The sequence below is a fragment of the Leuconostoc carnosum genome, from assembly GCF_007954525.1.
GTDB lineage: Bacteria > Bacillota > Bacilli > Lactobacillales > Lactobacillaceae > Leuconostoc > Leuconostoc carnosum.
In genome coordinates this window covers 553,238-573,501 of the sequence record NZ_CP042374.1, presented here as the reverse complement: position 1 = coordinate 573,501, position 20,264 = coordinate 553,238, and the positions used below count along the sequence as shown (strand labels likewise).

The 20,264-nt window shown below is 36.2% G+C and carries 26 protein-coding genes and 1 tRNA gene; 11 read left to right on the top strand and 16 right to left on the bottom strand.

Annotation, left to right across the window (positions count from 1 at the left end; all coding sequences use genetic code 11):
• The first annotated feature begins 51 nt into the window (after positions 1–51).
• On the top strand, positions 52–1,737 hold the full coding sequence (gene alsS, locus FGL89_RS02715) for an acetolactate synthase AlsS (RefSeq protein WP_147000339.1): 1,686 nt from the start codon (positions 52–54) through the stop codon (positions 1,735–1,737).
• An 88-nt stretch (positions 1,738–1,825) separates the two neighbouring features.
• Here the strand turns inward: alsS and FGL89_RS02710 are convergent, their stop codons facing one another.
• From FGL89_RS02710 to FGL89_RS02700, 3 genes are all read right to left on the bottom strand, one after another.
• Positions 1,826–2,329 (bottom strand): GNAT family N-acetyltransferase, encoded by a 504-nt coding sequence (locus FGL89_RS02710; protein WP_014973932.1) that lies wholly within the window; start codon positions 2,327–2,329, stop codon positions 1,826–1,828.
• A 10-nt stretch (positions 2,330–2,339) separates the two neighbouring features.
• Positions 2,340–3,308, bottom strand: coding sequence for a thymidylate synthase (locus FGL89_RS02705; RefSeq protein ID WP_147000338.1), 969 nt, complete (start codon positions 3,306–3,308; stop codon positions 2,340–2,342).
• A gap of 214 nt (positions 3,309–3,522) precedes the next feature.
• A complete protein-coding gene (locus FGL89_RS02700; RefSeq protein ID WP_014973934.1) occupies positions 3,523–4,005 on the bottom strand; it encodes a deaminase in 483 nt (160 codons plus the stop codon).
• 71 nt (positions 4,006–4,076) lie between these two features.
• Between FGL89_RS02700 and FGL89_RS02695 the strand changes: the two genes are divergently transcribed.
• Positions 4,077–4,934: a bifunctional 5,10-methylenetetrahydrofolate dehydrogenase/5,10-methenyltetrahydrofolate cyclohydrolase gene (locus tag FGL89_RS02695; RefSeq protein WP_147000336.1), complete on the top strand. Its 858-nt coding sequence runs from the start codon at positions 4,077–4,079 to the stop codon at positions 4,932–4,934.
• Between the two features lie 97 nt (positions 4,935–5,031).
• On the opposite strand, the gene FGL89_RS02690 is transcribed toward FGL89_RS02695, so the two are convergent.
• Positions 5,032–5,649, bottom strand: coding sequence for a GntR family transcriptional regulator (locus FGL89_RS02690; protein ID WP_147000334.1), 618 nt, complete (start codon positions 5,647–5,649; stop codon positions 5,032–5,034).
• A 206-nt stretch (positions 5,650–5,855) separates the two neighbouring features.
• Between FGL89_RS02690 and FGL89_RS02685 the strand changes: the two genes are divergently transcribed.
• Complete coding sequence (locus tag FGL89_RS02685) at positions 5,856–7,049, top strand: quaternary amine ABC transporter ATP-binding protein (RefSeq protein ID WP_135198073.1); 1,194 nt, start codon at positions 5,856–5,858, stop codon at positions 7,047–7,049.
• Positions 7,042–8,748: an ABC transporter permease/substrate binding protein gene (locus tag FGL89_RS02680; protein ID WP_014973938.1), complete on the top strand. Its 1,707-nt coding sequence runs from the start codon at positions 7,042–7,044 to the stop codon at positions 8,746–8,748. The genes FGL89_RS02685 and FGL89_RS02680 overlap by 8 nt, the downstream gene beginning before the upstream one ends.
• 59 nt (positions 8,749–8,807) lie before the next feature.
• Here the strand turns inward: FGL89_RS02680 and FGL89_RS02675 are convergent, their stop codons facing one another.
• The 5 genes from FGL89_RS02675 to FGL89_RS02655 are packed head-to-tail and all read right to left on the bottom strand — an operon-like array spanning position 8,808 to position 12,100.
• Positions 8,808–9,269 (bottom strand): hypothetical protein, encoded by a 462-nt coding sequence (locus tag FGL89_RS02675; RefSeq protein ID WP_014973939.1) that lies wholly within the window; start codon positions 9,267–9,269, stop codon positions 8,808–8,810.
• Between the two features lie 24 nt (positions 9,270–9,293).
• Positions 9,294–10,523, bottom strand: a complete 1,230-nt coding sequence (locus FGL89_RS02670; protein WP_014973940.1) for an ABC transporter permease — start codon at positions 10,521–10,523, stop codon at positions 9,294–9,296.
• Entirely contained in the window at positions 10,520–11,410 is an 891-nt protein-coding gene (locus tag FGL89_RS02665) for an ABC transporter ATP-binding protein (protein WP_014973941.1), read from the bottom strand. Before FGL89_RS02665 ends, FGL89_RS02670 begins: the two co-directional genes overlap by 4 nt.
• Before the next feature lie 11 nt (positions 11,411–11,421).
• On the bottom strand, positions 11,422–11,898 hold the full coding sequence (locus FGL89_RS02660; RefSeq protein ID WP_014973942.1) for a hypothetical protein: 477 nt from the start codon (positions 11,896–11,898) through the stop codon (positions 11,422–11,424).
• Between the two features lies 1 nt (position 11,899).
• Positions 11,900–12,100, bottom strand: coding sequence for a helix-turn-helix transcriptional regulator (locus FGL89_RS02655; protein WP_014973943.1), 201 nt, complete (start codon positions 12,098–12,100; stop codon positions 11,900–11,902).
• A 147-nt stretch (positions 12,101–12,247) separates the two neighbouring features.
• Between FGL89_RS02655 and FGL89_RS02650 the strand changes: the two genes are divergently transcribed.
• From FGL89_RS02650 to FGL89_RS02620, 7 genes are all read left to right on the top strand, one after another.
• Positions 12,248–12,457, top strand: a complete 210-nt coding sequence (locus FGL89_RS02650; protein ID WP_014973944.1) for a P8 family protein — start codon at positions 12,248–12,250, stop codon at positions 12,455–12,457.
• A gap of 164 nt (positions 12,458–12,621) precedes the next feature.
• A complete protein-coding gene (locus tag FGL89_RS02645; RefSeq protein ID WP_014973945.1) occupies positions 12,622–13,608 on the top strand; it encodes a GMP reductase in 987 nt (328 codons plus the stop codon).
• A 59-nt stretch (positions 13,609–13,667) separates the two neighbouring features.
• Positions 13,668–13,739 (top strand) — tRNA-Glu (locus FGL89_RS02640).
• A gap of 276 nt (positions 13,740–14,015) precedes the next feature.
• Positions 14,016–14,411, top strand: a complete 396-nt coding sequence (locus FGL89_RS02635; protein WP_014973946.1) for a sigma factor-like helix-turn-helix DNA-binding protein — start codon at positions 14,016–14,018, stop codon at positions 14,409–14,411.
• A gap of 78 nt (positions 14,412–14,489) precedes the next feature.
• Complete coding sequence (locus FGL89_RS02630) at positions 14,490–14,825, top strand: hypothetical protein (protein WP_014973947.1); 336 nt, start codon at positions 14,490–14,492, stop codon at positions 14,823–14,825.
• A 206-nt stretch (positions 14,826–15,031) separates the two neighbouring features.
• The gene (locus FGL89_RS02625) at positions 15,032–15,268 is read left to right on the top strand and encodes a hypothetical protein (protein WP_014973948.1); all 237 of its coding nucleotides are present in this window, start codon (positions 15,032–15,034) and stop codon (positions 15,266–15,268) included.
• A gap of 1,461 nt (positions 15,269–16,729) precedes the next feature.
• On the top strand, positions 16,730–16,978 hold the full coding sequence (locus FGL89_RS02620; RefSeq protein ID WP_081579528.1) for a hypothetical protein: 249 nt from the start codon (positions 16,730–16,732) through the stop codon (positions 16,976–16,978).
• Here the strand turns inward: FGL89_RS02620 and FGL89_RS02615 are convergent.
• The 7 genes from FGL89_RS02615 to FGL89_RS02595 form a co-directional block, all read right to left on the bottom strand.
• Positions 16,935–17,687: an Abi-alpha family protein gene (locus FGL89_RS02615; RefSeq protein ID WP_014973949.1), complete on the bottom strand. Its 753-nt coding sequence runs from the start codon at positions 17,685–17,687 to the stop codon at positions 16,935–16,937. The genes FGL89_RS02620 and FGL89_RS02615 overlap by 44 nt on opposite strands.
• Positions 17,688–17,752: 65 nt before the next feature.
• The gene (locus tag FGL89_RS08605; protein ID WP_014973950.1) at positions 17,753–17,911 is read right to left on the bottom strand and encodes a hypothetical protein; all 159 of its coding nucleotides are present in this window, start codon (positions 17,909–17,911) and stop codon (positions 17,753–17,755) included.
• A gap of 83 nt (positions 17,912–17,994) precedes the next feature.
• Positions 17,995–18,270, bottom strand: coding sequence for a hypothetical protein (locus FGL89_RS02610; RefSeq protein ID WP_014973951.1), 276 nt, complete (start codon positions 18,268–18,270; stop codon positions 17,995–17,997).
• An 85-nt stretch (positions 18,271–18,355) separates the two neighbouring features.
• Complete coding sequence (locus FGL89_RS02605) at positions 18,356–18,958, bottom strand: DUF1643 domain-containing protein (RefSeq protein ID WP_014973952.1); 603 nt, start codon at positions 18,956–18,958, stop codon at positions 18,356–18,358.
• Between the two features lie 64 nt (positions 18,959–19,022).
• Positions 19,023–19,301, bottom strand: a complete 279-nt coding sequence (locus tag FGL89_RS08725) for an ImmA/IrrE family metallo-endopeptidase (RefSeq protein WP_014973953.1) — start codon at positions 19,299–19,301, stop codon at positions 19,023–19,025.
• A 12-nt stretch (positions 19,302–19,313) separates the two neighbouring features.
• A complete protein-coding gene (locus FGL89_RS08720) occupies positions 19,314–19,454 on the bottom strand; it encodes a hypothetical protein (RefSeq protein WP_019040553.1) in 141 nt (46 codons plus the stop codon).
• 112 nt (positions 19,455–19,566) lie between these two features.
• Positions 19,567–20,091, bottom strand: a complete 525-nt coding sequence (locus tag FGL89_RS02595) for an NADPH-dependent FMN reductase (protein WP_014973954.1) — start codon at positions 20,089–20,091, stop codon at positions 19,567–19,569.
• Positions 20,092–20,264: the final 173 nt, after the last annotated feature.

The following is a 20,264-nucleotide window of genomic DNA, read 5'->3' as shown; positions in this document are numbered from 1 at the left end:
TGTTGGATCACATCGTAAATTTTAACGGCGCAGCGCTCACTCTCAAGTAATATGTCAGAACAAAAATATGGTTCAGATCTCGTTGTCGATAGTCTAACAAATCAAGGCGTTAATTTACTTTTTGGTATTCCAGGTGCTAAAATTGATCGTTTATTTGAAACGTTGGAACATCCATCTGCAGGTCAGAAAGTACCAAAATTAATTGTGACGCGTCATGAACAAAATGCAGCCTTCATGGCGCAAGCATTTGCTAGAATCACTGGAAAAACTGGTGTAGTGGTCGTTACTTCTGGCCCTGGTGTTGGTAATTTGGTTACAGGATTAATGACAGCTAATGCTGAAAGTGATCCTGTGGTTGCCATTGGTGGTCAAGTACAGCGTAAAGATTTATATCGCTTGACTCACCAATCAACAAATTCAGTAGCACTATTTAATTCAATTACTAAGTACAGTTCAGAAATTCAAGATCCTAATAATATATCTGAAATTATAGCTAATGCATTCGCTACCGCTAATGGCGCTAAAAAAGGCGCTGCTTTTGTGTCATTACCACAAGATGTTGACGACGCGCCAGTATCAATTAATGCGTTACCAAAAGTACATCAAGCCAAGTCAGGTCCTGCTGCACTAGCGGATTTATCATGGTTAGCAGAGCAAATACGTCAGGCTAAACTACCAGTGTTGCTTGTTGGGTCACGTGGATCCGATGATACCACTGTAGCGGCATTACATCAGTTACTTGAACAAACAACCTTACCTGTTGTGGAAACGTTCCAGGGTGCTGGCGTGATTTCACGTGAGTTGGAAGCTGACACTTTCTTTGGTCGGATTGGTCTATTTCGAAATCAAGTTGGTGATCGATTATTGCAACAATCTGACCTAGTAATTACAATCGGTTATGATGCTATCGAATATGAACCACGTAACTGGAATAAAGAAAATGTTCTTAATATTGTTGCTTTAGATACAACTCATGTACAAATTGATAATAATTTTGTACCGCAACGCCAATTGATTGGTGATTTAGCGCAAAGTTTGTCTATTCTGACAGACAATATCAAAGGATATGTTTTGCCAGAAGACAGTCAAGCAACTCTGAAATTATTGAAGGCTGATTTGCGTGCTTCTGATGAGCCAACTTATACGCCTGCAGAAGGAAATTTGAATCATCCATTGGACGTTATTCAATCAATCCAAAATCATGTTACTGATGATATGACAGTTTCCACAGATATTGGCTCACACTATATTTGGATGGCACGTCATTTTAAATCTTACGTTCCTCGTCATTTCTTAATTTCTAATGGTATGCAAACATTGGGCGTTGGGTTACCATGGGCGATGACTGCTGCGATGGTACGGCCAAATGTTAAATCTGTTTCGGTTTCTGGTGATGGTGGTTTCTTCTTTTCAGCTATGGAACTGGAAACGGCAGTACGTTTGAATTTAAATACAGTGCACATTGTTTGGAATGATAATGCCCATTATGACATGGTCAAATTCCAAGAAGAGATGAAGTATGACGGTCAATCCGCTGGTGTTGATTTTGGTAATATCGATATTGTTAAATATGCGGATAGTTTTGGTGCTAAAGGGTTACGCGTGACGACACCAGATGAACTAGATGCCGTATTGGATGAAGCTTTTGCCACGCAAGGTCCAGTAGTTGTTGATATTCCGGTTGACTATTCTCATAACTATGAATTAGGTTCACAATTAATTCAACCTGAAGGATAAGAATGACTAAGCTCATGTTTTACATTTTTATCAGAAGATTGTAAATAAAAAAGCAAGCTCACTTACGAGCTTGCTTTTTTATTTGTGGTTAATTTTTACTTGTGAATTCGTTAGCTAAGATGCCCATCATTAGACTATCATGGTAGCGGCCTTCGGCAAAAAAATGCTGACGGAGGATCCCTTCTTCAATAAAACCAACTTTTTTATAGATATGAATAGCTGCGCTGTTATCAACATCAACATAAAGGTAAACTTTGTGCATATTTAGCACTTTAAAAGCATAGTCGATACCAGATTTCATAGCTAATTGTGCATAACCATGGCCTTGGTAATCTGAATTAATGATAATTTGTATTTCAGTATGTCGATGCAACGGATCAATATCAACAAGTTCAACGACGCCAATAAATTGTTCATCATTTTCCACAACGAAACGGCGTTCTGTTTGATCTAATATATGTCTTTCATATAATATTTGCAATTCATCAAAAGAGGTATAGGCTTCTTGAAACCATAGTGCCATCACTTTTCGTGAGTTTTCTTGTTGATAAATATAAGGTAAATCTCCTTTTTCAAGTGGTCTGATTTTCATAGTTTACCTTTTAAACTGCAACTGGTGCTTTAATACCAGGTTCACTGTCGTAGTCCAAGACTTTGATATCTGCCATGGTGTAATCAAAAATTGATTTAACCTCGGGATTTAGCCATAATTTAGGCAAGTCATGCATAGGACGTGAAATTTGTTCTTTAATCTGATCAACATGATTGCTGTAGATGTGTGTATCACCGATAGTATGAATGAAATCACCAACTTCGTAACCTGTTTGTGCTGCAACCATGTGTAGTAACAGTGAATATGAAGCGATATTAAATGGGACACCAAGGAAAAAGTCGCCTGAACGTTGATATAATTGCAGGCTAATTTTACCATCAGCCACATAAAATTGGCTTAATACATGACATGAAGGCAAAGGTGCTTGTGGTGTTGTTTCAGGATTCCATGCTGTTAAAATCAAACGTCGTGAGTCTGGTGTGGTTTTAATCTGTTCGATCAAACGACTGACTTGATCAATGGTTGTATGATCAGCCGTGAAACTTTTAGTCTCCCAACGACGCCATAATTTACCATAGACATCCCCAATGTAACCAAATGCTTCCATAAAGTCATCATCGTTTAAAATTTTATCAATAAAAATTTCTTTTTGCTGTTGATATATTGTTGCAAATTGTTCATCTGCTTGCGCACGGTGGCTAAAATTGGTCATATCGGGACCATCATATTGGTCAGAATTAACCCAATTCTTAAAAGCCCATTCATCCCAAATATGGTTTTTGTGTTGCAATAAGAAGCGGATATTGTTATCTCCACGTAAAAACCATAGTAATTCTGATTTAATCAAACCAAAATAAACTTTTTTAGTTGTTAAAAGTGGAAAGCCTTCTTGTAGATTAAAGCGCATCTGCGACCCAAATAAAGAGTAAGTGCCCGTACCGGTACGATCAGTTTTAAGGGTACCTTCATTGAGAATTTTCTGGGCGAGATTAAGATATTGCTGTTCATTTTTAGACATGTGTTTGACAGAGTCCTGTTGGTGATGAAATTTCAATCATTATCATATGATGACCGTTAAATATTAAATTTCAAACAGACATGGACGTTGTTCCTTTCAATTATTCGCTTAACTTAAATATTAACGAATAATTGGCAAACAAGCAAATTTATAAGTATTTAAAAATGATAAAACATTTGTTATTTTTTGATTCGTTTTGATGAGTTACGACCAATTATTCATGTGAGATAAATTGGTTTAAATCAATTTGTTTAGCCGTTTCTGAGGAAAAGGGGACTTGTTGTAAGGGCACATTTTTCCTTGATAATAGTTCTTCAGCAAAAGGGTCGTTACGGTAGTTACGCATAAAATTGATTTTTGTTACACCAGCTTGTAATAGTAGTTTTGTACAGTGAATGCAAGGGACATCAGTCACATATACCGTGGCACCATTAACAACGATCCCCATTTGAGCAGCTTGCATCAAAGCATTTTGTTCAGCGTGGACAGCACGAATGCAGTGACCATCAACAATGAGGTCGCCGACTTCGGTACAATGTGGTGTACCAGCAACTGAGCCGTTGTAACCACTTGCAATGATCCGATTATTTTTGACAATGACAGCGCCAACATGCAGTCGTGTACATGTTGATCGTGTTGATAATATGGCGGATTGGGCAATGAAATATTGATCCCAACTCATACGTTTATCCAACATAGTAAACTCCAATGGATTTATTTGTTAAAATGAATATAACACAAATTGATAACTAACGAAGGAGATTTTTAATGACAGAAATTCTTGATGGGGCGGCAGTTGCTAAATTAACAAACGTCCAAACGGCTGAGCGTGTCGCACAATTAGATAAGCCAGTGACACTAGCTGTGATATATGATCCTAAAAATGATGGTAGTCGCTTGTATGTTGGGATGAAATCAAAAAAAGCATCAGCGCTCGGTATCCAAACACGTGATATTCCAACCGATGCTAATGCAACAACGCAAAGTATCATCTCGTTAGTTGAACAATTAAATGCTGACGATACTATCTCAGGTATTCTTGTACAGAGCCCCTTAGCCAAAGGTGTTAAGGAGCGTGAGGTGTTTTCAGCTGTTGCACCACATAAAGATGCTGACGGATTAGGTGCAACTGTTCAGGGAATGCTATTCGGTGATGCGCCATCGGATTATACAGTTGCTGCAACACCACAGGGTGTGATGTCACTATTAAAGCACTATGACATTGAGCTTGCTGGTAAAAAGGCACTAGTCATTGGCCGTTCACAATTATTCGGTCGACCAATGTTTGCTTTGTTAACCAATGCCGATGCGACAGTCACTTTGGCTCACCGCTATACATCGTCAGAAACACTCAAATCTTATCTAAAAATGGCAGATATTGTCGTTGTTGGCGTTGGTATACCAGAATTTATTCAAGGAACTGATTTGAAGCAAGGCGTAACAGTCATTGATGTTGGGATGAATTACGTGGATGGTAAGGCGGTTGGCGATGTTGACTTTCAATCGGTTCAAGGTATCGCTGACTTCATTACACCTGTTCCAGGTGGTGTCGGACCAATGACAATCGCAACATTATTAGAAAATACGGTTACTTTAGCAGAAAACTATTCAGCCAAAAATAGTTGAGAATGATAAAACCATCTATTAACTGCCCAGATTATGAGTTAATCTGATAATGGTAGCGGATAGATGGTTTCTTTAATTAATTTTTTTAGTAGCATTTTTATGAATAAATAAAATTTTGTACTGTTTGGGCAACAGTCTCATTACCGACAAAATATAATGTATCGCCTTTCTCAATGACCGCATAGGGACCAGGTGAGATAATCAGTTCTTCATTATGCAGTAGAGCAACAAGTGTGGCTCCTGTACTGTGCCACAAGGATAATTCTCCGATTGATTGACCAATTTTGGGGCTATCATGAGTTAATGTCAGTTCATAAGGGCTGAGAGGATTATGTTGTTGCACACGTTGTGTTTGGTCAAACAGTTTTGCTAATGATGATTCGAGTGATTTAAGTTCAATTTTTTGGTTGTTGATTAACTGGTTAATTTCAGCATGAGTAGTTTGAATATCTGACGTTTCTTGCGCTTGGTTGAGAAAAGTTTTAGCTTTCTGACGTGATAAAATTTCAACGCCACTGCCATGAATTGGTTTAACGATTTGCAAATCGGCTAAAAGACTAATTGCTTTACGTGCAGTTTCAGACGAAACACCAAATGTTGCCGATAAAGTTGACCGGGCATGCAATTTACTGCCAACAGTATATTCATTATCGGCTATTTTTTGTGCAATTTGATAAGCAATTTTTCGATATCTTGGTTCTCTAATTGTTGGCATAGCGTGCTCCCAATAGTTGAAAGTTTGACAAAAGTGATATTTTGTGACAAAATAAAATACATCACTTACAGGCAACTTTATTAAAAATATAAGTTGTCACTTAGTAGTTGTTACCTTGAAGTATAAGGTAAATCGTAGGCAGAGTCAATGGAGAAAACAGAAGTCAGTGTATCTCATGATGCTGTACTTGATAATTGGAGGATTTAATGGATAAGGTAGAGATTAAACATCTCACTAAAATATTTGGTAAGCGACCAAAAGCTGCACTTAAGATGGTGAAGCAAAATAAAAGTAAAAATGAGATTGTTGAGAAGACAGGCAGTACTGTCGGTGTTTATGATATTAACATGACCATCGAAGATGGCGAAATTTTCGTCATCATGGGACTTTCCGGTTCAGGAAAATCAACATTAATTCGATTATTGAATCGTTTAATTGAACCTACTGACGGTCAACTGTTTATTGATGCTCAAGAGATTACAAAATTTAATAAGAAACAAATGTTAGATATTCGCCGCCAGAAAATGAGTATGGTGTTTCAAAATTTCGCACTTTTCCCACATCGTACAATTCTAGAGAACACAGAATATGGTTTGGAAATACAAGGGGTTGATAAGGCTGAGCGCCGTAAACGTGCTGAGAAGGCGCTAGACAACGCGCAATTACTAAGCTTTAAGGATCAGTATCCTAGCCAGTTATCGGGTGGTATGCAGCAACGAGTTGGCTTAGCACGTGCGTTAACCAATGATCCTGATATTTTATTGATGGATGAAGCCTTTTCTGCTTTAGATCCGTTAGTTCGTGGCGAAATGCAAGACGAACTGCTCGAGTTACAAGCTAACGTTCAAAAAACAATTATTTTTATTACACATGATTTAAATGAAGCATTACATCTGGGCGACCATATCGCTATTATGAAAGATGGTCAGCTACAACAGGTTGGTACTGGTGAAGAAATTTTGACAAACCCCGCTAATGAGTATGTTAAAACATTTATTGGTGGCGTTGATCGTTCTAAGGTTTTGACTGCTGAAAGTATTATGATTCCAGCATTGACAACAAACATTGATGTTGATGGACCAACAGTTGCTTTGCGTAAAATGTCTGATGAAGAAGTTTCTGGGTTGGTAGCTGTTAGTCGTAGTCGTCAATTATTAGGTTATTTGTCTTCAGATGAGGCAGTTTCGGCACGCCATGATAAAAGACCTTTGTCTGAAGTAGTAGTAGATATGCCAACCGTACAATTAGATACTTTAGTAGTAGATATTATGCCAATTATCTATGATGCACAGACACCTGTTGCTGTTGTTGATAATAACCATCATGTTCGTGGTGTTATCATCCGTGGTGGTGTGTTAGAAGCATTAGCTGGTGCGGAAGGAGATGATGGAAATGCTTAATTTACCAAAAATCCCACTAGAAAGTTGGGTAACTGATGCTGTTAATTGGTTGACACAGCATTTAGCTGCTTTATTTAATTTCATGCAGTCAGTTGGTAAAATTGTGATGGATAATATGACGGCAGGTTTAATAGCTATTCCTATGCCGTTAATGATTGCGGGTATTACATTAATTGCTATTTTGACAACATCGAAGAAATTCGGTTTTCCACTTTTTACTTTAGTCGGGTTGTCATTGATTGCTAACCAAGATTTGTGGAATGATTTGATGAATACCGTTACTTTGGTAATTATGGCATCGGTCATTTCGTTAATTATCGGTATTCCATTGGGTATTTTGACTGCCAAGTCTGCAAAAACGGCTGCAGTTGTTAAACCAATTCTTGATTTTATGCAGACAATGCCTGGTTTTGTATACTTGATTCCAGCTGTTGCATTCTTTGGTATTGGTGTTGTACCTGGGGTCTTCGCCTCAATAATATTTGCTTTACCACCTATGGTACGTATGACAGATTTGGGTATCCGTCAAGTACCTACTGCTTTAGTTGAAGCAGCTGATTCTTTTGGCTCAACAACTTGGCAAAAATTGATTAAGTTAGAATTACCAAGTGCAAGAAATACTATTTTAGCTGGTGCCAATCAAACTATTATGTTGGCCTTATCGATGGTGGTAACAGCATCGATGATTGGTGCGCCTGGATTAGGACGTGGTGTGTTGTCTGCTGTACAGCATGCTGATGTGGGATCTGGTTTCGTTAATGGTTTAGGATTGGTTATTTTAGCTATTATCATTGACCGTTTCACACAGAAATTGAATACAACATCAGGTCAAAAAACAGTCGCTAAACCATGGCGTCGCTGGGCTATATTAGCTGCAGTAGTTGTTATGATTGGTGGTGGTGTTGTGAACTCACTGACTTCCAATAAAACTACTGGACAAAAAGTCAATATCGGCTATGTGGAATGGGATTCGGAAGTGGCATCTACTAATGTTGTAGCAGAATCATTACGTCAGCATGGTTACGATGTTACAATTACACCGCTAGATAATGCTGTTTTATGGCAATCAGTAGCTAATGGCCAGGTAGATGCTTCAGTAAGTGCATGGCTACCCGTAACACATAAAACCTTATACGATAAGTATAAGAAAGATTTGAAGGTACTAGGACCAAACTTACGCGGAGCTAAAACAGGGCTTGTTGTGCCAGATTATATGAAAGCTAACTCTATTGAAGATCTGACTAATCAAGCTGGCAAAACAATTACTGGTATTGAACCAGGGGCTGGTGCTATGGCTAGTGCCCAAAAGACTATTGATAGTTATTCAAATCTGAAAGGATGGAACCTATTAGGATCATCATCTGGAGCTATGACAACAGCGTTAGATAAGGCATATAAAAATAAGCAAGATATTATCGTGACCGGTTGGTCACCTCATTGGATGTTTAGTAAGTATCATTTGAAATACTTAGAAGATCCGAAGGGAACAATGGGTAAAGGTGAAAACATCAATACTTTTGTTCGTAAGGGGCTTAAAAGTGACAATCCAAAGTTGGAAAAAATATTTGATCGATTCCACTGGACTAAATCAGATATGGAGAGTGTGATGCTAGAAATTCAAAATGGCAAATCACCTAAACAAGCAGCAGCTGACTGGATAAAAGCAAATAAAAAATCAGTTGATAGTTGGTATAAATAATTTATAGAATCCAAAAAGGACCGTTAGATAAAGTTTCTAACGGTCCTTTTTGCATCTACTTAAACGTTATGATCTTGCGCAATAATCCAGTTCGTTAGTTCTGGATCGTTGATACGCGTCTGGTGTTGTTTTAAATATTGACGGTATAGTGTTGCTATGCGTTTCCTAAAAATCAATGTATTTGGTGCGGTGAGGGTATCATTCAGTAATTGATAAGACCGAATTGCGCAACTCATAAAATGTAACTCATCAGCTATTTGAACAGAGTTAAGCCCGTGAGATTCATGGAAAAGATGTTGCCGCATTGCAAATCCAAGTGCTTGTTGAAAACGGTTAAGGTTGTTGGGATCAATATGATTATCAGCGCCAATATCAAGCATTGTCTGCTTAAAACTGTCAATAGCTTGTTCAGGTGCTTTGTTTGTCAGTTCAAATCGTTGAAACGCTGTGCCATCATTAGTAACATTTTCTTCATAACGATACCACTTAGGATTGGTTAGAAAAAAAGGTATTTTAGCCATGAGTATTTTCTGCCTTTTAATTGATTAGTTCTTTTGTTTTTTTAGATTTTTGAACAATTGTGACATAATTTTGTCATCACTATAAGATAGCACATTTTTGGCGTAAATATTTTGTCCAAACCAAGCGAGGAGAATCATTGCGATAAACGAGATAACCAGTGATATAATCGCGGCTGGCCACGTTTCAACTTTGGTTACTAATCGAACAGGCATCATACTTTGTGAGATGAAAGGCACATAACTCAAGATTTTGATAGCAATATTATTCGGCATGTTTGTCATAACAAAACTAAACATGTAACCCACCATAGCTAAGAATGTAATTGGTTGTATTGCTTGTTGGACTTGGGCATTATCATTAATGAGTGATGCAATGAGTGATGTTAAGACGAGATAGAGTGCCACGGCAATTAAAATATATAGTGTGGCAAAAAGTGCAAAGCCAATTGTTACACCTGAAAAGGAGCTGGAGAGGTTTTCAACAATAGCATTATCTTTGAATCCAAGGTAAGCTAACAGGCCACTAATAATATAAATTAACATATGAGTGGTAGCGAGTCCAAAAATACCAATTATTTTACCAAAATATTGAACACGTGCTGATGTAGCTGCTAACAGTGTTTCCATAATACGTGAAGATTTTTCGTTGGCAATTTCTGTGGCAATCATCGACGTATACCACATGACAATAACTGTGGTAATTATTCCAATAGACACGGCAACACCATAATTCGCCATATCAGAATTTTCAGCATTTGTTGACTTGTTGTCTGATTGCTTGACAACAGTTTTTAAATCATAAGGCTTTATTAACTCGGCTGTTTGTGCGCTGGTCAAACCGTAGGTAGTGGCTTTTTGTTGACGTGAGAGGTCACCTAAAATGTGATTAATAGCCTCTTTATTGATTGCGTTACTTTTTGGATGTGTGGTTAAAGTTGCCTTATCATTATCGACAACCAATACACCATCTAATTTTTCGTTGGTTAACGATTGATTAGCGGTCTTGTTATCGGTTGTTTTTGATACATTAATATTGAGTGATTTTTCTGATTGAGTAAAAACTTGTCGTACTTCTGAGGGTGCGATGACCGCTATTGTCGGCGTTGTGTTACCTTGCATTTTGGTAATACCATAGGTAATACCGCCAATAATTGCTGCAAAAAGTAAAGGGGATAGTACAAGCAGCCAGTAACCACGGCTTTTGAAATGGTTTCGAAAAGTTTGTTTAATAACAATACGGAGTTGATTACTCATGATAGGGCGACCTCCTGGCGGAAAATATCATCAAGGGTTGGTGGTTGTTGTGAGAATGCGGGAATATAGCCATTACGTGTCACATAATCAAATAATTGATGACCCGTTGCTTCGTCACTTAGCGTGATGTCAAAACCTGCACCTTGCTGAGTCACTGTGATGACACCGGGAAAATTGGTTAACTCATCTTGTGTAAATGGTCCTTCAATATAGACTTTAGTGCGACCAAATTGTTCACGAATCTCTTGAACGCCACCTTGTAGTACAACTTGACCTTTTTTTAGCATAGTTAAGTTATCTGAAATTTTCGTGACGTTGTTCATATCATGACTTGAAAAAATAATCATTGCGCCATTGTCTTTCATTCTTACAATCTCGTCCATCATAATACTTGTATTAACAGGATCTAGCCCTGAAAAAGGCTCATCTAAAATGAGTAATTTAGGTGTAAAAATGAGTGAGGCAATCATTTGTACTTTTTGGGCATTACCTTTGGAAAGCGTCTGTACCTTGTCGGTCGCTTTACCCACAACATTTAAACGTTGCAACCAGTCCGTCAGAGCGACCTTTGCCTCGGCGCGTGGCATGCCGTGAAGTTCAGCAAAATACAAAATTTGTTCTTCAATGGTTAGTTTTTGGTACAAACCACGTTCTTCTGGTAGAAAACCAATTTTTTGTTTATCTGCTTGAGTGATAGGATGACCATCCCAAGTAATCTCACCAGATGTCGGCTTGATGAAATTTAAAATCATACGGAAGGTGGTTGTTTTACCCGCACCGTTTTGACCTATCAAACCCATAACTTTACCAGGCTCGAGTACCATATTCATATTTTTTACGGCGATGTTATCGCCAAATTTCTTGTTGAGGTGATTGAGTTCAAGCATTTAATTTCTCCTTATAATAGTTTGTTTAGCAGCCATCTGAGACCGTATGTTAAACTTAGAAGTAACAATAACGGTGCTGAAAGATACCAACCATATGTTGGGAAGTAGCCACATCCTACGACGAATATGAGATAAAATATCACAAGTAATATTTTCAAAGTGAGTGCGTCAGCTCGTTGACGAATATATTGGACCCGCTCATCAGTATTTTTAATTTTCTGACTGTGTACCCAATTTGGGTTTGATAAATATATAATACTCATCAATTTAGCTGCAAGTGCACCGCTGAATAGACCACTGTATAAACCTGAGGCAAATGAGCCGATAATATGACCAAAGAAATAGTAAATCGGAAAACTGGCAACGAATAGTATCACTGCAAAAATAATAAAACTAATTGCTAAAAAATTAGTTTGCAATTTGACTAAGTCGATATATTCTTGATCACTCAAACCCGGTTTTGGTGCTCCAAATAATGTTTTAAGCATGTTAATCTCTCTCTTTAAAAATAAAAACCTCTTCGATTGGTAATCCAAAATACTGAGCAATATCATGGGCTAAAAATAATGATGCATTGTACTTTCCTTTCTCTAGTGAAATGATTGTTTGCCTAGTAACTTCTAGAACATCAGCAAGCTGAGCCTGTGTCATGTGACGTGACTTTCTCAGTTCTTGAATACGGTTCTTCATTGCATACAGCCTCGGTTTTTATGAATTATTATTCTCTTAAAGTATAGCAAGCTTTACTTTTTTTGTAAAGTTTGTTTTACTTTTATTTTGATTTGCATTTTAAAAGGAAAAGAACTATAACAGAGGTATAGAAAAGGGGTCAATAAAATGGCAGATGAACATTATGCAACATTAGATCTTCCAATGAACGAAGTTTTTGATTGGAGCGAGGACAAAACCCCATTACGCGATGCTTTGTGGAACCATTATATGGACGAAAGCAATAAAAATACGTTGTCAACATTGGAACATATGAAGGCTTATAAAACAATGAGCGATGATGATCTAAAGGTTGCTGCTGGCAAAGTTTTGCAGTAGTAATGGTTGGTGAGTGACTGTTGCTTTATCAGTATGATAATTTTTATAAAAAGCGAGCTTTATGAATTCATATTCAAAAAGTTCGCTTTTTATAGTTGTTTACAAGTTTATATTGTCGATATTTTACGTTATAATGGTTATAGAAAGAAAAAGGCGAATAATATATGGATTATAATACAGTATTTGATTACGAAGACGTACAATTAATCCCTCAAAAGGGTATTTTACATTCTCGTTCCGAAGCAGATACGCGTGTCACACTTGGTGACTATGAGTTCAAATTACCAGTTGTGCCGGCAAATATGCAGACGGTCATTGATGAATCATTGGCACAACAGTTGGCAGCCAATGGCTATTTTTATGTGATGCATCGTTTTGAACCACAAAAACGTTTACCATTTGTAAAAATGATGAATCAAAAGCAGCTCATTACTTCCATTTCTGTAGGTATTAAAGCCGATGAATATCAATTTATCGATGAATTGCAATCGCAACAAGCACACGTTGATTATATTACAATTGATGTGGCTCATGGACATTCTGATGATGTGATGCATATGATTAGATATATTAAAAATCAATTGCCCGATGTCTTTGTAATTGCTGGGAATGTAGCAACGCCAGAAGCGGTCCGTGATTTGGAAGAGGCTGGTGCTGATGCAACGAAAGTTGGTGTTGGGCCGGGTAAAGCATGTATTACTAAGCTGAAAACAGGGTTTGGGACTGGTGGTTGGCAGTTATCTGCCTTACGACTATGTGCAAAAGTTGCTAAAAAACCTATTATTACTGATGGTGGTATTCGATATAATGGTGATATTGCCAAATCTATACGATTTGGTGCGACTATGTGTATGATTGGGTCTATGCTTGCTGGACATGATGAAACACCAGGAGATATTGTGGAAATGGATGGTCGGAAATTTAAAACTTATTTTGGTTCGGCCTCACAATTTCAAAAGGGGGAACACAAACATGTTGAAGGAAAAAAGCTATTTGTTCCTTATCGTGGTCGTATTTATGGTACATTGCAGGAGATGAAAGAAGACTTACAGTCAGCGATTTCCTACGCTGGCGGACGAGAATTATCTGATTTAAAGCATGTGGATTATGTCATCGTTAAAAATTCAATTATGAATGGTGATAGTTATTAATTTTTATTAGCAAGATGTTGACGCGGAGGTGTTTTTTCTGTATACTTATATCTTGTTATGGCGCTATGGTCAAGTGGTTAAGACGTCGGCTTCTCAGGCCGAAATCGAGGGTTCGACTCCCTCTAGCGCTATTTAGCATTTCATGGCGTTGCATAAGGTTGCAAAAACCTTGATGTAGCGCTTTTTCTTATGAAAAACGTTGCACTGTATTTCATAGCATTTCACACAAAATGGGAAACATTTTAAATACGTAAGTAAGCAGTGTAACGGCGTTTAAGCCGTTTTTTATTTGCAGAAAAGGGCAACAAATAACACATAAACTAAAATGTGGTGCATATTAATAAATAAATATAAATACACGATATATAGTTGATATAATAGTTATATCAAAATAATGAGGTGCTGACATGCAAATAGTGACGTATGATATAGACAAAAAAGAAGTGAAACATTTTTTACAACAGTTACCAAAAATTGCAATCGTTGCACATATTAATTTAGCTAATCAACAGTTATCTAGTCGTACACTGTCAGACATGCCAGTAAATAGTAATAACAGGAATACAACACTTGATATGCTTGATCGCACCATGGAAGCACGTAACGTTATCAGTAGAGTTATTGAAGCATTAGAGCACATGCCACATGATAGTTATAAAAACATTATCAAATTGCGATACTTGTATGAGTTGAGTTATGAAAATATTGGGGATCAATTAGCTATATCAAGTAGACATGTTATCAGACTGATACAAGATAAAGCTTTGAAAAAGTTTGCGCTTGCCTATGGTATGTTTGATTAAATATTAGGTTAGCGATCGAAACGGATATTACTTTTCCTGTTAGTTTTTGATAAAGCGTACTTATAACGAGGAGCAGATATGCCAACAACATGGACAAATCGTGAAATATTACAGTATTATTTTAGGGGGATGATAGACCTAAAGATTAAATACCTGGACAATTCAGAAATTAATAACGAATATAGGCGTGAGAATGAGACGTTTATACGAGCAGTTAAAACAACTCTGGATGACTTTAGTAGTCAACTTACGCCAGAGTTAAGAGCAATGTATGTTAGCAAGTACAAAGAGAATAAGCCATTTATAGAGTTCTACAATGTGGTGGCTCCCACAGGTTACATCATGGCATTAAACAAACAACTTAATCAGCTAGTCAACAAGATAGAACGTCCCAAAGAGCGATTATACGCATGATGGGGGCGCTATGGTGTCACAAAAAGGAAAACGTAGTATAGCTGAAGCTTTCAATAAATGTCCCAGAAAATGAATTTGAGAAAGTACTAAAAACAACTTTTTAAGAAAGTCACAAATAGATCACTGCGATGGGTATTTATTAAATAAATATGATAAGTTTATGTTTAATGACATATCGGTATAAATTAATGGGGGAATCTGTAATTATGAGTGATAGTAATGTTAAGTATGGGATTTTTGAGAAACATAGTTGGAAGGATGTTCTGTGGAATATTGGGAACCGAACAGCAGGTCTTACACGTCGCTATTATTTTTATCAGGAACATGACGGAGAACGAACATTATTGTCTAAAAAAGCATTGTTAACCTTATTATCAACAAATGAGGATATGAAAAATTATATTTCAAAAGATGAACGGTATAAACAATACATAATCTCCTGATAATATTGTGATGAGCGAGAATGGTGAATTTTTTGCTGGTTTAATTAATATGGACTATATTAAAAAAATTGTTAATTATTTGAATTCAAGAGTTGAAAGTACCAAAGAGTTATAATCACAGATAGCTATACTTTAAATAAGTTGTAGTCGACTAATGATCACGTTCTTCAAGAATAGAGCGTAGTTTTGTATTTTTCATCTGTTTTGGTTATGGAAATCAAAAATATTCCCGCCCATATGCAGTTGGAGGAAGCGTCACAAGGTGGCGTCCTCATTTATTGCGAATGACGAAATCAAAAATTTTCAAAGTGGCTAATTTTAAAAAAAAAAGCGTTGATATACAAGCATTCTTAACAGAAAATAGGTGTTTAGGGGTACCACAAACATTGCTGTAATTTACTGATTCTGATGCCATTTCTATTATTTTTGGGATGACTCTATATTATGCATAATGCACTTTATAAAAAATTATTGTGTCTGCGTTAGCAATATTTTAAAAGCGGGGTGTGTTTAGGGGGGGGGCTTTTTACGGTAGTTTAGATGTAAAGTGTCTTAAAGCCTTGTAGCAGTAGTGTTATATAGCCCCCTTTTTAGAATGTCATAGTCTATAAACGTTGATATAACAGCGTTTTAGTGTTTGATGTCCATAATCAATAATGCCTATATATCAACGTTTTAAGGGGTACCCCCTATATAAAAAAGTTTTGAAAATTGAACATTTTTGTAAGGCAACGATATGTGTGTGCTCTCTATTCTGGTAACAAGGGCGGGGGTGTTAAAATAGTTGGCTATGTTTTGAAGTATAAGAATTTTGATCAGAGTGGATAAAATAATCTCATCCCCATGTATTGATTGATACGCACACATTAAAGCAGAATAGGGTCAAAATTGCTCATTAAACATAAAGTAGTGTCTTTTAATATAAATAACTAACAACGCTTAAAACGGCTAATAAAGCGTTAAAATAGACACAATAAAACCACGACCTAGATTTAAACTAGATCGTGGTTTTTTGTTTACTTATAAGTTGTTACGGGGATGAGATAGTAATGTTAAATGTTCAAGAAACCTTAACATTACTTAACATGCAAAGTTACAAAAACCTTAGCAAAACATAGCATGTAACTCCAACATTTTCCAACATGAATGCAAGATTTGCAAGCATGAAAAAGTCAATAAATGTCAACAAAAGTCAACCTTTATAGGCGTTTAACCTTTGTCATGAATGGCTATACAAGGCGTTACAAACGTTGTAACAGCGTGTAACCTTTGTTACAAAAAAGGTTACATTGAGCGTTGCAACCTGTTACGTGTTTTATGCAACCTTTTTGTTTTTCAATTAGTGAAGAAATACTGCAAAGTTACTCAAGATGTAACAACATGAGTCAAATAATTGACAGGAGTTACTTTCTATTAGATTAATTAAGATGTTCATTATGGTAAAATTGTGTAAATTACAGAATGGAATTAATCAAAGCCATGCATATTTTTATAACGATTACTGTATCTTTTATCGTTTTAACAATTTTAATTTTTTGTTTAGTCAAGAGTTTGACACGGTTTTTAGCTAAACAAGCAGTTAATATTAGAAAAATCACTCAATATCAATTATTAACGGCAATTAAAGCTTATGACCCAAAAATGGCTGACATCATATACAAACATCTCAAGGAAGAATGGCGTTCACTAGACGTTGACCAAAATCAGTAAACATCAAAGTTCCATTTGAAGCTTCATCTTTTGAAAATTCGGGAATTTTGTTTAGATCTTCTTTAATTAAATTATACTGATCAGCTAATTCACCACTATCAAACCATTGGTCAGTTTTCGTCTTAATAATACCATCTATTTCTAATTCACTTATTTCAGCGTGCTTTTGGATATATTCTCCATTTGAAATACCTATAATATCAGTAGCAGTATCTAACTTACCGTTTGCTTCAGTTTTTTGATAAAAATTAAGGTAAGGAAAGCCAGTTTTGTAATATTTATTTGAAGCTAAAGTGTTTAGTAGTATTGCTTCATCATTACTCATATTTGCTAAAACAGATTTAAATTTGGGCGAAATTGTAGAATTTTTTGTTTTGTCAAGTGTATTGGTTAGTAACTGTGCAAACATTTCTCGGAGTACATCATTATCTAATCTACCAGCTGAGCTTTGCAATGTTGAATATGCTAGTCCGAGATTTGAGGAGTCATAGTTTTCAATATCTATATTTTTAGCTTTCTCCTCAAATGACTTTTGGTATGTTTCTACTTCGGATTGAGTTCTAATTCCCAACTTAATTAGTGGATGAAACATCCAATAAAGTAAGCCACCAAATCCCTTTCCTACTGCATGTGCAGAAGGGTTAAGCAATTCTTCTTTGGTTGTTTCTGGTAGGGCATCTGATAACACTCTTAGTTCATCTGGATTCATGTTTCTCTCCTTAAACTTTTTAGCGTGAACGCTTGGCACGTATGTACCACTTCCCGAGTGCATTTTTACTTATATAGTATTAGAGCAGAGTAGCAAAAAAAGGAATCAGTATACTGGACTTCAATAATTTCGTGACCATCTGCTTCCAATTCAGTTAAAGTAGCGTTTAATCTTTCAACGAAATTTTTAGCAGTCCAAAAACCAGTTATAATTTGTGTTTTCATATTTCATCCCCGTAAAGCTTTTAACGTGGTTCTGCACGTAATATTTACGCATTCTGTGAGTGCATTTCTTATTTAATGGTTAGTTAGTCATTAATTTCAATATCAGGACGCCGTTTAACGATAATTTTTTTATCTAAGGTAATTGAGACACCTTGGGCAAAAATACCGCTGTCTGCTACTGTTACCTCGTTTTCGCTGACTTTTAACACTATAAATGGTCCACCCCTAAAATTATCAGATGTATCTCCAATGGCTATATTGCCCTGGTCATTGTCCATGACTACTGTATTTTCAGGTGTAACTAGTTGCCAACCATAAGCTACTGTTTGTGTTTTTAATTTTTTTGTATTTTTCGTCATATTTCATCCCCGTAAAGCTTTTAACGTGGTTCTGCACGTATTTCACTATGTGATTTTTTTATTTGCGTATTTGTATTATTACTTACTAATTAAAAATTTTTTCTAAATTACTTTTATTAATTTTCGAAAGTGTCTTTTTTTTACGAGATGCTGGGTGAATTGGTGAGCCATCGTTATTATATCCGAACCAATAAAGTTTATCTTCATATTTATTAAGTAAGTCTTTCAGATCATTTTTGTATTCTTTCAATTTACCATAGTTCCAAGGGACTCCTGCACCCCAGTCTAGTAATACATAGTCCGCCTCCTTCATAGCACTTTTTAGTTGACTAAGAGTTTTACTGCCGATAAGCCCGTTTACCTTAGGCGCTGTCATGCTTGCTTTTATATGTTTTACTAAAATATTGGTAGTAGGAGTTCTTTTAACGAATAAATTTATTTTAGTTAGAGTTTTAATTTGATGATTTTTCTCTTCAATTTTTTCTTCTAATTTATATAATTCTGTTCGGCGTGTAGTTTCTAAAGGGTTATTTAACTTTTCGTTTGCATTTTTTATTTCCAAACCTTTGTAATTTTCTAATCCACGAGGATTCATGCCAATAGAAAGTATTTGTATTCCGCTATCATGCCGCCTAATGACTGATTTTGAATAGTCAGAACAAATAACTTCCTCAACGTTGACGTTCATACCATATTTTCTTAGCTATCTATGCTCATTTGTTTCACATGTATCTGTCATTTTATATTTCCTTTTATATATTCTTCAAAACAGCACTCTCAAGTGACATAGGAATACCAAAGTATGCCATGAAGTCATAAAGCTTGCTGTATCTATCAGTGTTCTCATCAAAGTAAAAGTCAGCCAGCATTTTAAACGCATAAGCATTAGCGCTTATTTCAGCATCATTCTTGGCCAAAGGGGAGAACGCATATGTCTTGTGTTGCTCGCCAGTTAGAATGTGCTGTAACTCGTGAAATTTACGAAATGGGGATGAAAATTTAGTCTTGAAGTTGGGATTAATCACAATCATGTGACGTGAGGGTCAGGCAACATCAGGATCATGTTTGCGCCCAGGCACCTCAACAACCGTTATTTGTTTGTTAGGGGGACGTTCAGCATTATATTTAACGACAACATCTTCAAAATATTCCAGTGGGGAACTATAATCTAAGTATTCATACATCTATTTATCATCCTCACGCATTGTTTTCAGCATGGCGAGAATGTCTTGCGTTTTGTTTTCATCCCAAATTGTGCTTTTAACGTAGTGCAGCACGTAATACACTCTTTATTTTTTAATCTAATTGTTCAAAACATTGCGTTAGTTGGTCAATATCAGATTGATGACTAGCTATTATGTCAGTGAGATTCTTGGCGTCTAATGGTACAGTTAAAGAGAGATTAACAGGCAATTTATGCATGTGTAAACCTTGCAATACTAGAGACATAGCTAATTCTGCTTGGAAACCGCCATGTGAACCGAATACAATCGTACTTACGGGTTTACCTTGCCACTCTGTATACAATGTGTCGAGTGCATTTTTTAATACTGCAGGGTAGCCCCAATTATATTGAGGATACACAATAATGAAGCCATCATATTGATTGACAGTAGATTGCCATGTTTTTGTGGATTCTAATTGATAGTTATTTTTGGCAGGTATTTCTGGTTCATCTAACCAAGGTAAATTTATTTCAGCAAGGTTAATCAATTTTGTGTTTACGCTGTCACTGTTAATTTGTGATTGAATAAGGGTAGCAATTTTTAGTGTTGTGCTGTTAGAACGATTGCTTCCGATAATAATTCCTATTTTTTTCATTTGTTTATTATTTCCTTAATTCTTTCAAACAGCATTATCAAGTGGTATAAGTATATCAAAGTAAAAGTTAGTCAATATTTTAAACACGTTGTCTGTTTTGCCTTATAAATTATAATATCTAAAGCATCAGCAATCGCCATACGTGGGGTATTAATCATTTTAGTCGTTGATCA

Bases quoted from the DNA above. Each gene is read 5' to 3' on its own strand.
- alsS (WP_147000339.1), top strand. From the start codon at position 52: ATGTCAGAACAAAAATATGGTTCAGATCTCGTTGTCGATAGTCTAACA.
- FGL89_RS02710 (WP_014973932.1), bottom strand. From the start codon at position 2,329: ATGAAAATCAGACCACTTGAAAAAGGAGATTTACCTTATATTTATCAA.
- FGL89_RS02705 (WP_147000338.1), bottom strand. From the start codon at position 3,308: ATGTCTAAAAATGAACAGCAATATCTTAATCTCGCCCAGAAAATTCTC.
- FGL89_RS02700 (WP_014973934.1), bottom strand. From the start codon at position 4,005: ATGTTGGATAAACGTATGAGTTGGGATCAATATTTCATTGCCCAATCC.
- FGL89_RS02695 (WP_147000336.1), top strand. From the start codon at position 4,077: ATGACAGAAATTCTTGATGGGGCGGCAGTTGCTAAATTAACAAACGTC.
- FGL89_RS02690 (WP_147000334.1), bottom strand. From the start codon at position 5,649: ATGCCAACAATTAGAGAACCAAGATATCGAAAAATTGCTTATCAAATT.
- FGL89_RS02685 (WP_135198073.1), top strand. From the start codon at position 5,856: ATGGATAAGGTAGAGATTAAACATCTCACTAAAATATTTGGTAAGCGA.
- FGL89_RS02680 (WP_014973938.1), top strand. From the start codon at position 7,042: ATGCTTAATTTACCAAAAATCCCACTAGAAAGTTGGGTAACTGATGCT.
- FGL89_RS02675 (WP_014973939.1), bottom strand. From the start codon at position 9,269: ATGGCTAAAATACCTTTTTTTCTAACCAATCCTAAGTGGTATCGTTAT.
- FGL89_RS02670 (WP_014973940.1), bottom strand. From the start codon at position 10,523: ATGAGTAATCAACTCCGTATTGTTATTAAACAAACTTTTCGAAACCAT.
- FGL89_RS02665 (WP_014973941.1), bottom strand. From the start codon at position 11,410: ATGCTTGAACTCAATCACCTCAACAAGAAATTTGGCGATAACATCGCC.
- FGL89_RS02660 (WP_014973942.1), bottom strand. From the start codon at position 11,898: ATGCTTAAAACATTATTTGGAGCACCAAAACCGGGTTTGAGTGATCAA.
- FGL89_RS02655 (WP_014973943.1), bottom strand. From the start codon at position 12,100: ATGAAGAACCGTATTCAAGAACTGAGAAAGTCACGTCACATGACACAG.
- FGL89_RS02650 (WP_014973944.1), top strand. From the start codon at position 12,248: ATGGCAGATGAACATTATGCAACATTAGATCTTCCAATGAACGAAGTT.
- FGL89_RS02645 (WP_014973945.1), top strand. From the start codon at position 12,622: ATGGATTATAATACAGTATTTGATTACGAAGACGTACAATTAATCCCT.
- FGL89_RS02635 (WP_014973946.1), top strand. From the start codon at position 14,016: ATGCAAATAGTGACGTATGATATAGACAAAAAAGAAGTGAAACATTTT.
- FGL89_RS02630 (WP_014973947.1), top strand. From the start codon at position 14,490: ATGCCAACAACATGGACAAATCGTGAAATATTACAGTATTATTTTAGG.
- FGL89_RS02625 (WP_014973948.1), top strand. From the start codon at position 15,032: ATGAGTGATAGTAATGTTAAGTATGGGATTTTTGAGAAACATAGTTGG.
- FGL89_RS02620 (WP_081579528.1), top strand. From the start codon at position 16,730: ATGGAATTAATCAAAGCCATGCATATTTTTATAACGATTACTGTATCT.
- FGL89_RS02615 (WP_014973949.1), bottom strand. From the start codon at position 17,687: ATGAATCCAGATGAACTAAGAGTGTTATCAGATGCCCTACCAGAAACA.
- FGL89_RS08605 (WP_014973950.1), bottom strand. From the start codon at position 17,911: ATGAAAACACAAATTATAACTGGTTTTTGGACTGCTAAAAATTTCGTT.
- FGL89_RS02610 (WP_014973951.1), bottom strand. From the start codon at position 18,270: ATGACGAAAAATACAAAAAAATTAAAAACACAAACAGTAGCTTATGGT.
- FGL89_RS02605 (WP_014973952.1), bottom strand. From the start codon at position 18,958: ATGAACGTCAACGTTGAGGAAGTTATTTGTTCTGACTATTCAAAATCA.
- FGL89_RS08725 (WP_014973953.1), bottom strand. From the start codon at position 19,301: ATGATTGTGATTAATCCCAACTTCAAGACTAAATTTTCATCCCCATTT.
- FGL89_RS08720 (WP_019040553.1), bottom strand. From the start codon at position 19,454: ATGTATGAATACTTAGATTATAGTTCCCCACTGGAATATTTTGAAGAT.
- FGL89_RS02595 (WP_014973954.1), bottom strand. From the start codon at position 20,091: ATGAAAAAAATAGGAATTATTATCGGAAGCAATCGTTCTAACAGCACA.